A 12,941-nucleotide genomic window follows, 5' to 3' on the forward strand; every position below is an offset into this window, starting at 1 on the left:
CTCCTAAGCCTTCTCGACCTTGACCAGGAACGACTTGAATTCCGGTGTCTGGGAATTGCCGTCGCCCACGAATGGCGTCAGGGTATTGGTGAGGAAGCCGGGTTTGGCGATACCCACAAAGCCCCAGTGGATGGGAATCCCGACGTGGTGCACGGTCTTGCCTTCAACCGTCAGCGCCCGCAAGCGCTTGGTGACCAGCGCAACCGCCTTGATGTAGCCACGGTTGGACGACACCTTCACGCGGCTCCCGTTGGCGATCCCCAGTTCTTTGGCCAGCGCGTCCCCGATCTCCACGAATTGCTCCGGCTGGAGAATCGCGTTGATGCGGACGTTCTTGGTCCAGTAGTGGAAGTGCTCCGTCAAACGGTAGGTGGTGGCGACATACGGGAACTTGTCCACCGTGCCCATCGCGGCCAGGTCGTCCTTGAAGACGCGCGCGGCCGGATTGCTGGTGACGCCCTTGGCCTTTGGATACAGCGGGTTGTAGCCCAGCGGCGTCTCGAAGGGTTCGTAGTGTTCCGGGAACGGCCCTTCGGCCATGCCCGCCCGCGCGAAGAAACGCGCCACCCCTTCCGGATTCATGATGAACGGCCCCATGCCGCCGTCGGGGTTCTCGTCGCCCTTGAAGTCAGGGATGTCGGCGCCCGCCCAAATCTTGCCGGTCCAGGAGATCAGTTTGCGGCGCGGATCGAACGGCTTGCCCGCCACGTCGCAAGAGGCACGGTTGTACAGGATGCGGCGATTGGCCGGCCATGCCCAGGCCCAGTTCAGCGTCTGGCCGATGCCGGTAGGGTCGCTGTTGTCACGGCGTGCCATCAGGTTGCCGGTTGGGCCCCAGGCGCCGGCGAAGATCCAACAGCCGCTGGCCGTGGAACCGTCGTCGCGCAGTTCCGCGAAGCCCGCCAATTGCTCGCCGCCCTTGCGGGTGACCTTGGTCGGGTCTTTGGGGTCAACCAGGTCCACCAGCGCGCTGCCCGAGTATTCCTTGGCCAGTTCTTCCGCGGTGGGATTCTGCGGATTGCCGTAAGGCCAGGACAGGTTGACGATGGGGTCCGGAAACTTGCCGCCTTCATCCTGGTAGAGCTTGCGCAGGCGCGTGAAGATCAGCGCCATGATTTCGATGTCGCTCTTGGCCTCGCCCGGGGGTTCCGCGCCCTTCCAGTGCCATTGCAACCAGCGCCCGGAGTTCACCAGTGCGCCGTCTTCCTCGGCAAAACAGGTCGTGGGCAAGCGGAAGACTTCCGTCTGGATCTTGGTCGGATCCACGTCGTTGGCCTCGCCCGCGTTGCGCCAGAACTCGGAGGTCTCTGTGACCAGCGGGTCCATGATGACCAGGAACTTCAGCTTGGCGAAGCCATCATTCAGCTTGGCCTTGTGCGGCGCCGCGGCCAGGGGGTTGAAGCCCTGCGCGATGTAGCCGTTCATCTTGCCCTGGGACATGAGCTCGTAGACCTGAAGCATGTCGTAGAGCTTGTCCAGCTTGGGCAGATAGTCGAACGCCCAGTTGTTTTCCGCCGTGGCCGCCTTGCCCCACCAGGCCTTCATCAGGCTGACGTGGAACTTGTTGTAGTTCTGCCAGTAGCTGAGCTGGTTAGGACGCAGCGGCTTTTGCGTGCGGGTCTCGATGTACTTGGCGTAGTCCTGTTCGGGCTCGTTGGGCAAGGTCATGTAGCCCGGCAACAGGTTCGACATCAGGCCCAGGTCGGTCAGGCCCTGGATGTTCGAGTGCCCGCGCAGCGCATTCATGCCACCGCCGGCGATGCCGATGTTGCCCAGCAGCAGCTGCACCATCGCGCCGGTACGGATGATCTGCGAACCGATGGAGTGCTGCGTCCAGCCCAGCGCGTACAAGATGGTGGCGGCGCGGTTGGGGCTGGCGGTGGACGCCAGCATCTCGCACACCTTCAGGAACTTGTCGCGGGGCGTGCCGCACACGCGCTCGACCATGTCTTCGGTGTAGCGCGAATAGTGCTTCTTCATCAGCTGATAGACGGTGCGCGGATGCGCAAGCGTCGGGTCCGTCTTGACGAAGCCGTCGTCTCCGCGCTCGTAGTCCCAGCTTGCCTTGTCGTAGCTGCGCTTCTCGGCGTTGTAGCCCGAATACAGGCCCGCCTCGAACGTGAAGTCTTCACGCACGATGAAGGAAAAGTCGGTGTAGTTGCGCACGTACTCGTGCTGGATCTTGTCGTGATCCAACAGGTACTTGATGACGCCACCCAGGAAGATGATGTCGGTGCCGGTGCGTATGGGCGCGTAGAAGTCCGCCACGGATGCCGACCGCGTAAAGCGCGGATCCACGACGATCAGTTTCGCCTTGTTATGGGCTTTTGCTTCCGTGACCCATTTGAACCCGCACGGGTGGGCCTCGGCGGCATTGCCGCCCATGATCAGTACTACGTCCGCGTTCTTGATGTCGACCCAATGGTTCGTCATCGCTCCACGGCCAAACGTCGGGGCAAGACCTGCCACCGTCGGGCCATGTCAGACACGGGCTTGATTATCGAACGCCAGTAACCCCATGCTGCGCACAGTCTTGTGCGTGATGTAGCCCACCTCGTTGCTGCTTGCCGAGGCGGCCAACATGCCGGTGGTCAGCCACCGGTTTACCGTTTTGCCATCCGCGGTCTTCTCGACGAAGTTCGCGTCGCGGTCGGCTTTCATCAACTTGGTGATGCGCGTCAGGGCGTCGTCCCACGACATCCGCACCCATTTGTCCGACCCGGGCGCCCGGTATTCCGGGAATTGCAGGCGGTTGGGGCTGTGGATGAAGTCGATCAGGGCCGCGCCCTTGGGACAGAGCGTGCCACGGTTGACGGGGTGATCGGGGTCGCCTTCGATGTGCATGATGCTGGCGCGCGAGTTCTTGGCGCCATCGCCCAGACCGTACATCAACAAACCACAGGCGACCGAACAGTAGGGACAGGTATTGCGCGTTTCAGTCATGCGCGCAAGTTTGTACTGGCGCACTTCAGCCATGGCTGTGCCGGGAGCCACCCCGAGCAATGCCAGGCTGGAGCCTGCCAGGGTTGCACCTGTCACCTTGAAGAACTGGCGGCGATTCATGTTGACCATGAAGCACTCCTCTCCGGGTGAATGACGAAAGCCTGAGGCTAGTCCGAAGGAAAAACCCCTACAACTTCCAAGGATATTTCAATGAGTATATTCCGAAGCCGTCCTGCCGTGCAGATGTCTTAACCAGGCTTTCTGCCGCGATTTGGCGGCGAAATGGGAGTTGTTCGCAGATTTTGGATGGTCGCCTGGCTGCTACCATTGCCGGCGGTCGTGGACGGACGCGGCCTGTTTCTCCATTTTTTCCGCCTGATTGCTGGAGCGCCGATGCGCCGCTTTGCCCCGCTGGCCCTGTCCCTTGCCGCCCTCCTGATGTGCGTGCCTGCCGCCGCCGCCCCGGCGCGTACCGCCCTGAGCCCTGCCGCGGCGGCCACCGAAGCCGCCCATCAGGCGGCCATGGAAGGCTATCTGTACTTCTACCCCCTGGTCACCATGGACCTGACCCGACGCCAGTTCACGCATCCGTCGCAGGGAGCCCAGGGTGCGGCATCCAACGCCTTTCTACATGGACGCACCCTGCCCCAGCCGGGCGCGGCCACACCCTGGGCCAACCCCGACATGCTGCGCAGTACTGGGTGGCTGGACCTGACCGCTGGCCCCGTGGTGCTGTCCGTGCCCGACACCCACGGCCGCTTGTATACGCTGACCCTGCTGGATATGTGGACGGACGTGTTCGCGACCCTGGGCAAACGCACCACCGGCACGGCCAAGGGCAACACCGTGATCGTGCCGCCAGGCTGGACGGGCACGCTGCCCTCCGGCATGGCCCGCATCGACGCCCCCACGGCCCACGTCTGGGCAAAGGCCCTGATCCAGACGGACAGCCCGGCCGAGTATCCCGTGGTCAACGCCTTGCAGGACGGTTTCACGCTGACGCCGCTGTCGCAATGGAATCTGCCTGCGCAATCGCAGCGCGTGAAGTCCGACCCGAACCTGGACCTGAAAATCCCCGTCCGCGAACAGGTCGAATCCATGCCGACCGACGCCTTTTTCACCTACGCCGCCGAACTGCTGCGCAAGCATCCGCCCCACGCGACCGACCAGCCCGTGCTGGCCAAGTTGCGCCGCGTGGGCCTGATCCCCGGCCGAACGTTCGACTTCGACAAACTGGACCATCCCGTCAAACAAGGGCTGCGTCGTGGCCTGCGCGCCGCGCGCGAGCGCATGGAAGCCGCGGCGGGCGGCACCCTGCGCAATTGGCATGGCTGGCAGCAGGAAACGGGGAGCATTGGCGTCTACGGCAATTCCTATCTGCGCCGCGCCCTGGCTGCCCAGGCCCAGCCGGGCGCGGGCCTGCCCGAGGATCTGACGGTGCTGCTGCTGGCGGCCGATGGCCAGGGCGCCCCCATCGATGGCACGCAGCGTTACGTGCTGCGTTTTGAAAGCGGCCAGTTGCCTCCCGCCGAGGCCTTGTGGTCGCTGGCGGCCTACGACGGCCAAGGCATGCCGACGGTCAATCCGTTGAACCGCCATGCCCTGGGCGACCGCGCGCCCTTGCGCTACAACGCCGACGGCTCCCTGGACGTGCATGTCAGCCACGCGGCCCCGGCGGCCGAGGATCAAGCCAACTGGCTGCCTGTGCCCGCCATGGGGCCGGTGACGCTGTTGCTGCGCGCGTACGAGCCCGGGCCGGCCTTGCTGGACGGCTTGTGGACGCCGCCCGTGTTGGTGCGTGACGAACCAGAGGCCGCCAAGGAAACGGCGCAAGCCGTGGAGGCATCGGAAGCGGCCACGCCGCCAGCGGATGCCGGCGCCACGCCTGCGAAGAAACCCTAGCCGCCGCGCAAATGACAGCGCCATGACGGGCGCCTGCCGCTACCATAGGCGTTTTATTCACGAATGAACGCCCTCCATGGACGACGCCTTTAGCCACCAATTGTCGATGACCATCCTGATGACGCCAGACATGGCGAATTTTTCAGGAAACGTACACGGCGGAACCATCCTGAAATACCTGGATCAGGTGGCCTACGCCTGTGCCAGCCGGTACGCCGGCCAATATGTGGTGACCCTGTCCGTGGACCAGGTCGTGTTCCGTGAACCCATCCACGTGGGTGAACTGGTGACCTTCCTTGCCGCCGTGAACTTCACGGGCCGCACCTCGATGGAGATCGGCATCAAGGTCGTCACCGAGGACATCCGCAAGAAGCTGGTGCGCCACACCAACAGCTGCTATTTCACGATGGTGGCGGTGGACGACCAGGGCGCATCAACCGCCGTGCCGCCGCTGGCCCCTCGTAACCTGGAAGAAAAACAACGCTTCGAGGCCGCGCGCCTGCGCCGCGAGCTGCGCCAGGAAATGGAACGCCGCCACGACGAGATCAAGCGCGAAACCACGCACGACGCGCCGCCCTCCGCCTAAGCGTCAGTCAGGCCAAAAAAAACCGGGCGCAAGCCCGGTTTTTCATGCGCGATCCTCAATCCGTGAAGGGGCTCAAGCGCGTTCGGCAGCGCCCGGCGGCGCGGGTGGCGCGGAGACCGGGTCGCGGTCACGGCCCACCATGCGCTTGATGCCCAGCCATTGCTGCGACCAGAACCCCCGGCCGTAGTCGCGCCCGCCCAATTCCGCCTGCTGGTCGTGGATGCCCGTGGGCCCGTAGCCCACGCCGAAGCGGGCGGTGCGGAACAGCACGTCCCAGATCGGGAACAACGCGGCAAAGTTGTAGCCGCCCACCGGCCCCGGCGACGAGGCGTCGTAGGCGATGGAATGGTGATGACGGTGAAAGCGGGGGCTGACCAGCAAGCGTTCGCCCAATGCGCCGAAATGCAGGCGCAGGTTGGCGTGTGAAAAACTCTGCGCCAACTGGGTGATGGCCACGATCACCACGAACTGTGCCGGCGGCACCCCCACCAGTTGCGACACGAACACCACCAGCACGTCACGCAGCATGTCGTCCAGCAAGTGGTTGCGGTCGTCGCTCCAGATGGTCATCTGCCGCTGGCTGTGATGCACCGCGTGCAGCGCCCAGAGCCAGCCAAAACGATGTTGGGCACGGTGGTAGAAATAGTCCACCGCGTCGAACAGCAGCAGGTAGATGATCAGGCTGACCCACGCCTTGTCCGTCACGCCGGGCCAGTACTGGTCCAGCTGGAACGGTGCGAAACCCCAGATATGCAGTTGCCCGAAGACGCTGTCCCAGAACGGGTCGATCGTGAAGAACAGCGCCAGCCGGAAAACACCCAGGCGGTGGATCAACGTGTACAGCACGTCAATGCCGATCTGACGGCGGTCGGTGACGGCTTCAACGGGCCGCAGGCGCTGCAAGGGGCCAAACACCAGCACCAGCACGACGATCTGCACCAGGCCCACCAGCAGCCACATCGTGGCGTCGTAGCCGTCTTCGATGAAGTTGCTCATGCCCAGGTGAAACAGCGCGGGCTGAATCAGGGTCTCGAAGAGCCATTGCTGGCACTCCCCGAACAATTGACTAAGCGTATCCATGATCAATGATGCGTAGCGATCCACTCGCGGTAGGCGGGATGCGTATTCAAGGTAGCAAAACAATAGCCCTTCTGCTGCAAGCCCACAATCAAGGGCTCCAGCACGGCGGGCGCCCAGGGGTCCTGGCGCGACCAGATGCCCAGGTGGGCCAGCAGGATGTCGCCGGGCTTGATGGTGCGCAGCGCCTGATCCAGCAGGCGGGCATTGGGGAATTTGTCGCTGGGCAGTTCATCGCCCAGGAAACCGGCAGGCGCCCAGCCCACATGCTCGAATCCGCAGGCCTTGGCCGCTTTCAACAGGGCCGGAGAGGTCTTGCCGCCTGGGGCGCGGTACAGCGGCAGCATGTTCTGACCCGTCATCTGGTGAAAACGAGTGGCGGAACGCTTGATCTCGGCGCAGTACTGCTCGGCCGTCCATTGAGCGGTCTTGCCCGTGTCGGGTCCCGCGCTGGGCTTCACGCGGAACTTGCCGCCGGGCAGGTCGCCCTGCCAATAAACGTGGTCGTAGGTATGCGAGCCGAAGGCATGGCCTTCCGCTGCCCGCGCCTTCCACCAGGGCGCCCACACGTCGTCCAGGCTGGAACCCTCGGTCTTCGTGCGCTCGTTGGCCAGGAAGAACGTGACGTTGACGTGGTGGCGGGCCAGCACGTCGGCAATCAGCGGCGCCACACCCATGTGGCCCGTGTCGAAAGTCAGGTAGACAGGCTTGTCGCACGTTGTCGGTGCGGCGGCATGCGCCATCGGAACAGCGCATGCCAGGACGGCGGCAAGCAGGCTTTTGACCGCCGGCAGGATGCCCGCTTTACCGCGTTGGCGCATGGTTCAGCGTCCAGACGCCGTGGGGAGACTTGCCCACCGTCACCTGATTGACGACCTTCTTCTGCTCCAGGTCCACCACCGTCAGCTTGCGCGCCCAGCGCGACGTGACCAGCAGCGTCTTGCCATCGGCCAGGACGTCCATGCAGTCTGGGCCGCCCGGCACCGGGAAGGTGTCGGTGACCGACAGCGTCAGCATGTCGATGCGGCTGATGGAATTGGCGGTGCGATTGCTGACGAACAGGTGATGCTTGTCGCCCTGCGCGCGGAATGCATGCGCGCCGGCGGCGGTCGGGATGCGCTTGATCAGCTTGGCAGGGCCGTTGCTGACGTCATAGGCTTCCACGAACGAGTCACCGGTCAGCGCCACCAGCAGCGTTTTCTGGTCGGGCGTCAGGAACACGTCGGCCGGCGTCTTGCCAACGGACACCGTCCATTTGGGCGTCTGCGTGGCCAGGTCGATGGCGATCAGTTGATCGCTATCCTGCAAAGTCACGTAGGCGGTCGTGCTTTTCTTGTCGATCATGATGTGGCTGGGCGTCTTGCCGGCCGGGATGCGCTTGACCAGCTTCAGGTCAAACCCCTTTTCCAGCGGCTTCCAGGCATAGATGTCGATGTGGTCCAGGCGGTTGGCCGCCGTGACGAACCACTTCATGTCCGGCGAGAACTGCAACTGATAGGGATCGACGATGCCGGTCAGCGTGCGCTGGACTTCGCCGGTCTTGGGATCCATCAGCGTGATGGAATCGCCCGTGGCGTTGGCCACCATCAGCGACTTCTCGTCCGGGGTCAGATACAGGTGGTGCGGTTCCTTGCCGGTGGGCACGCGGCGCAGTTCCTTGTAGGAAACCGGATCGACGATGCTGACATTGGCGTCCAGGGAGTTCAGGACAAAGATCGGGGCGGATACCGCCGCTGCGCTAAGCGCCATCCCCACGCCGGCCAGGGCGTAGCGGACAAAATGCAAGGGATTCAATTTCAAGATCCGGCAAAAGGGGATCGGACAACGATCCCAGTGCTCGCCATTTTAGGCATAGCCGCCTTTCAAAAGAGCAACAGGCAGGGGTTTGGCGACAAACGCACACGCCTGTTGCGACCCCGCAACAACCCCCTCCCGCCAACCCGCCGAAAACATCAAAAACTCATTTAGCGCCAACGGGTTGCGCGTCGGCGTCAATCCAGGCTCCAGAGGCGATATCGCGTTCCCGCAGGTTCGCCGCGCGGGCGGCGGACGATGGCCCCAGATCCGATTCCAGCACCCCGCCCTGCGGCCCGATGACAAAGGTGCCGATGCCCGTCTGCCCATACTGCGCCGGCCACGCCACGATACGGTAGGCCGTGCCTTGCGCCCCCGGCAGCACCTTGTAGCGGTAGCCAAAATAGGCATCGCTTGCCGGCACTTCCGGCCCCATCGCCAGCGCATCCGGCCCGAAGGCCTGCGGTGGCGAACCGGGCACTTCCGGCCAGTACAGCCCGTCCATGGCGCCGGGCCGGCTGACCAGGCGGCTCGCGTAGCGGCCCTGGCCCACGCCCTGTTGATAACGTGTCTGCGCCGCTTGCAATTGTTGCAGCGTTTCGATGGCCGCCAGCTCGTTGCGTCCGATCGCGCGGCGCCGGATCTCGGCCTTGCCCGCCGCCGGATCAAACCGCCATCCCTGCCCGACGCGCACGATGGGCACCGGCATGGTCCAACCGGAGTCGCCGACGGCCAGCCATGCCCGCCCATCCTCGGCGATGACCTCGTGCTTTTTCGCCCAGGCCTCAAGGAAGCGGTAGATATCGTCCTGCGCCACGCCGCCCGGCACAATCTGCCTATGGTTGGGGCCCAGCACCTTCGCCATGGCATCAAGGTCACTGGTGGCCAGCGCATTGCTGAATGCATCGGCCGCGGCCTGCGGGGTGGGGTACAGACTTTGCGCCGCCGCAGGCGCCACAAAGCCGATCGAGAGCAACGTCGCGGCACCCAGCGCACGTGCACGAACCCAGGCATTCTTCATGAAAATTCCCTTGTCCATGGTGCTTATCTCCGACCGCCGACATGGCCGCCACCGCCGCGCCCACCGCCACCGCCATGCCCACCTCCACCACGCTGAACGCCACCACCGCCGCCTCGGCTCATTTCGCCTCGTTGGCTTTGCTGGCGCATGCGGTCGCCGTTGCCGGCATCGCGCAGCGCGCTGTTGCTATTGGAGGCCCGAGCCCGGTCACGGGCCGCGGATTCGTCGGAATGCTGGCGTTGCGCCGCCGCCTGACGATCATGGGTCGATGCCCCCGAGGCGCGCGGGGTCTGGGCGCCCTGGCCCTGGCCCCGGTCTCGAGCGCCTTGCCCGCCACCGCCGGCCTGTCCCTGACCGCGGCCGGCAGCGCCCTCGCCACCTCGGCCCGCGGCACCTTGCCCGCGTCCGGCGCCGGGTTCCCCATGACCCGCAATCGGCTGGCCGGTGCGTCCCTGGAAGGATTGCGCCGCGCGGTCCCGAGCCTGATCGCGGGAATTCGCCGCAGGCGCCGCGCCAGCCGCCCTTCCGCCCTGGCCCTGCCCGGCCCGCTGCCCAGCCTGGCGGTTCTGCAAACCGGCCTGGCGCTGACCGTCGTAGCGCTGCCGATTGGCCTGGTCGGCATAAGGCGTGTTGCCACGATTGGCGGGGTTATGCTGCCACGCCACATTTTTGTTGTTGTTATTGATCCGGTTATTGACGTTGACGTTGTTGTACCGATTGACGTCGATGTCCACGTCGTTGTGTCCCCAATTGAAACCGCCCCACATCGAATCCACGGCGGCGACACCCAGGCCGAAGCCAATGCCCGCCACCAGCGACGTCGCGAATACCGAACCTGCCGGCGGCGGATAGTAATAAGGGGGATATGAGGGATAGGCCCACGCGCCGTAGACCACGCTTGGGTTGTAGCTGGGCACATAGACCACTTGCGGATCGGCAGGCTCGATCACCACCACCGTCTTGTTGTCGGTGGTGCTGGACGTCACCTTCTGCTGCGGCGTGCTCTTGAGGTTGCCCGCCTTTTCCGCCTGCACCCGCAAGCGCTGCACGGAATCCATCACCCCATCCGGCTGCGCAAGGAAAGCATTGCCGACGGATTTCACCCAGTCGGGTTGACGGCCCATCAGGTCCATGACGGAGGGGAACGCCACCAGCGACTTGACGCTGGGGTCCCAGGTTTCGGCTTCGACGGCCTTGACGGCCTGGTCGCCGGATAACGACGTGTGCTCGGCCGACCATTTGGCGGCAGCGGCAACGTCGTCCGGGTACGTCGCCCCCATGAGTATCTGCGACAGCAGCGAATCCGGGTATAGCGCCACTGGCGCCATCAGTTGATCCAGCTGTCCGTTGTCCAGCTTGGTCTGCGCCACGGCGGGCAGGCAAACCGCCAACCCCAGACACAGCCAGCCGATAAACCATCCTTGCAGTCGACGCATGAACCGTTCTCCGTGAAGCAAAGCATGAAGCTACAAGCCAGGAGGAAACCGCCGGATATCGCGTTGACAATATATGCCTAACGCCGGCGCAAGGATAGTACCGGCGTTGCCCTATTTGCGGTCACAGTTTGGCGACGGACACCTCGGTTGCCTTCACGAAGGCCAATACCTCGGTGCCCACCTGCAAATCCAGTTCCTTGACGGAACGGGTGGTGATCACCGAGGTAACGATGCCCGCGGGCGTGTCCACGTCCACCTCGGACACCACCGGTCCCAGAATGATTTCCTTGATCTTGCCGCGGAACTGGTTGCGGGCGTTGATGGATTGAATGCTCATGGTCTTGCTCCTGAAGGGAAAAGGCGGCGCCATCGTGGCGCCATTGCGTGAATGTCAGGCCGCGCGGCGCTACACCGCCAGCCGTAAATGCCGGATCTGGATCACCGGCGCCCGCGGCCGTTCCGCGTCCGGCGGGTCGGGTTCTTTCAAGACCGCGCGCAACACGCGCGCCGCCAAGGCGGCAAAAGCCGGCGAGCCGGGCGCGCGGGGCCGCGCCAGTTCCACGCGCTCATCGAACACCGCCGTCCCGCCCTCGATGACCACGATGCGGTCTGCCAGCGCCACGGCTTCGTGGACATCCTGGGTGGCCAGCAAAGCCGTGAATCCGTCGCGCCGCCAGGCCTGTTCGAGAGAGGCCTGCGCCTGGATGCGCGTGAGCGCATCCAGGCCGCCTGACGGCTCATCCAGCAGCAGCAACCCTGGCCGCCGCGCAAGCGCGCGCGCCAACGCCGCGCGCTGCCGCTGGGCAGCCGTCAATTGCGCGGGCCAATCGTTGCCATGCCCGCCCAGCCCAACCTGCCGCAATGCCTCGCTGGCCCGGGCGCGGGCCAATGCGGTATCCGGCAGACCCAGCGCCACGTTCTGCCCTACGCGCTTCCACGGCAACAACCGGGCATCGGGAAACAACAGCCGCACGCGATCGTCAGACGCCCATTGGGGAAAGTTGTCGAACAGCACCGGCGAACGCGCCGGCAGACCGCCTTGCTCGCCGCTGGGCCGCTCCAGGCCGGCCAGAATCCGCAACAGCGTGCTCTTGCCCACGCCGCTTGGCCCCACGACGGCCACGAATTCGCCTGCGGCGATGTCCAGATCAAATGCCTTGAATACGCGGTGCGCGCCATAGCGCTTGCCCAGATTTCGCACGGTGACGCGCAGCGGTCGCCAGCCATCCTGGCCTTCCGGGTCCGACCCATCGTCACGTGGCGTGCGGCCTGGCCCCTCCAGGTGTTGCAACAGCTCGAACTCGTTCGGATGGACAAACATGGCCGCGCGCTCCCGCCGGACGTCCCTAGCGGGCCGCTTCCAGCTTCTGCTGATAATCGGTCTTCACAAACCCGGCGAACGACTTCTCGGTCACCTCCAGGAATTCCCGCGACGCATAGGCCGCCGCGATGTCCTTCACGTAGGGCTTGTCGATGTCGGCCGTACGCACGGCCACCAGGTTCTGATAGGTCGGCGTCGTCTTCTCCAGCGCCAGCGCCGCCGTCAGCTTCAGGCCGGAGGCCAGCGCGAAATTGCCGTTCACGAACGAGTAGTCGGTATCGTCCAGTGAACGCGGCAGTTGCGCCGCCTCCAGCGGAATCAACTTGATCTTCTTCACATTGACGGCCACGTCCTTCTCGGACGCCTGCAAGGGGTCATAACCTTCGCGCAGCGTCACCCAGCCCAGCTCCTGCAACACCACCAGCGCACGCGCCTGATTGGTCGGATCATTGGGAACCGCCACGCTGACACCGTCCGGCGCGGCATCCACGCTCTTGTACTTCTTGCTGTAGATGGCGATCGGCGCCGTGGGCACCTTCACCAGTTCCGACAATTCCAGCTTGTTCTTGGCCGCGAAGTTTTTCAGATAGACCACATGCTGGAAGGCGTTGGCGTCCAACGCCCCTTGCGCCAGCGCGAAGTTCGGCTGGATGTAGTCGTTGAATTCCACGATCTTGACCGTATAGCCCTGCTTTTCAAGAATGGGCTTGATGCCCAGCTTGATCTGGTCGCTGTAGGGGCCGGCGGTGGCGCCGAATACGATTTCTTTCTTGGCCGGGTCCGCGGCCTGCGCGGCGCCAGCGACGGTCAGCGCGGCCAATGCCGCGATCAAGGTAAGGCGGGGAAATGACATGGGAGCCC

11 protein-coding genes are annotated in these 12,941 nt (G+C 64.4%); 2 read left to right on the forward strand and 9 right to left on the reverse strand.

Annotated elements, in window-relative coordinates; genetic code table 11:
* Positions 1-3 precede the first annotated feature (3 nt).
* Entirely contained in the window at positions 4-3,072 is a 3,069-nt protein-coding gene (gene fdnG, locus HV753_RS16420) for a formate dehydrogenase-N subunit alpha (protein WP_175175577.1), read from the reverse strand.
* Between the two features lie 264 nt (positions 3,073-3,336).
* Here fdnG and HV753_RS16425 point away from each other — a divergent pair, with 264 nt between their 5' ends.
* Both HV753_RS16425 and HV753_RS16430 read left to right on the forward strand, forming a co-directional pair.
* The gene (locus HV753_RS16425; RefSeq protein ID WP_175175578.1) at positions 3,337-4,845 is read left to right on the forward strand and encodes a DUF1254 domain-containing protein; all 1,509 of its coding nucleotides are present in this window, start codon (positions 3,337-3,339) and stop codon (positions 4,843-4,845) included.
* A gap of 76 nt (positions 4,846-4,921) precedes the next feature.
* Positions 4,922-5,431: an acyl-CoA thioesterase gene (locus HV753_RS16430; protein WP_175175579.1), complete on the forward strand. Its 510-nt coding sequence runs from the start codon at positions 4,922-4,924 to the stop codon at positions 5,429-5,431.
* A gap of 72 nt (positions 5,432-5,503) precedes the next feature.
* Here the strand turns inward: HV753_RS16430 and HV753_RS16435 are convergent, their stop codons facing one another.
* The 8 genes from HV753_RS16435 to HV753_RS16470 all read right to left on the reverse strand — a co-directional run bounded on the left by HV753_RS16435 (position 5,504) and on the right by HV753_RS16470 (position 12,933).
* A complete protein-coding gene (locus HV753_RS16435) occupies positions 5,504-6,511 on the reverse strand; it encodes a sterol desaturase family protein (RefSeq protein ID WP_175175580.1) in 1,008 nt (335 codons plus the stop codon).
* Positions 6,512-6,513: 2 nt separating this feature from the next.
* On the reverse strand, positions 6,514-7,329 hold the full coding sequence (locus tag HV753_RS16440) for a polysaccharide deacetylase family protein (protein ID WP_425485901.1): 816 nt from the start codon (positions 7,327-7,329) through the stop codon (positions 6,514-6,516).
* Positions 7,313-8,293 carry a YVTN family beta-propeller repeat protein gene (locus HV753_RS16445; RefSeq protein ID WP_454675797.1) on the reverse strand — a complete coding sequence of 327 codons (981 nt, stop codon included), beginning with the start codon at positions 8,291-8,293 and terminating at the stop codon, positions 7,313-7,315. Before HV753_RS16445 ends, HV753_RS16440 begins: the two co-directional genes overlap by 17 nt.
* Positions 8,294-8,468: 175 nt before the next feature.
* On the reverse strand, positions 8,469-9,341 hold the full coding sequence (locus HV753_RS16450) for a DUF2950 family protein (RefSeq protein WP_175175581.1): 873 nt from the start codon (positions 9,339-9,341) through the stop codon (positions 8,469-8,471).
* A gap of 5 nt (positions 9,342-9,346) precedes the next feature.
* Positions 9,347-10,759 carry a DUF3300 domain-containing protein gene (locus HV753_RS16455; protein WP_175175582.1) on the reverse strand — a complete coding sequence of 471 codons (1,413 nt, stop codon included), beginning with the start codon at positions 10,757-10,759 and terminating at the stop codon, positions 9,347-9,349.
* Between the two features lie 121 nt (positions 10,760-10,880).
* Positions 10,881-11,096 carry a TOBE domain-containing protein gene (locus HV753_RS16460; RefSeq protein ID WP_006227327.1) on the reverse strand — a complete coding sequence of 72 codons (216 nt, stop codon included), beginning with the start codon at positions 11,094-11,096 and terminating at the stop codon, positions 10,881-10,883.
* Positions 11,097-11,165: 69 nt separating this feature from the next.
* Positions 11,166-12,080, reverse strand: coding sequence for an ATP-binding cassette domain-containing protein (locus HV753_RS16465; RefSeq protein WP_175175583.1), 915 nt, complete (start codon positions 12,078-12,080; stop codon positions 11,166-11,168).
* A gap of 25 nt (positions 12,081-12,105) precedes the next feature.
* The gene (locus HV753_RS16470) at positions 12,106-12,933 is read right to left on the reverse strand and encodes a MetQ/NlpA family ABC transporter substrate-binding protein (protein WP_175175584.1); all 828 of its coding nucleotides are present in this window, start codon (positions 12,931-12,933) and stop codon (positions 12,106-12,108) included.
* Between the last annotated feature and the right edge of the window lie 8 nt (positions 12,934-12,941).

Source organism: Achromobacter pestifer, from assembly GCF_902859625.1.
GTDB classification, from domain to species: domain Bacteria; phylum Pseudomonadota; class Gammaproteobacteria; order Burkholderiales; family Burkholderiaceae_B; genus Achromobacter; species Achromobacter pestifer.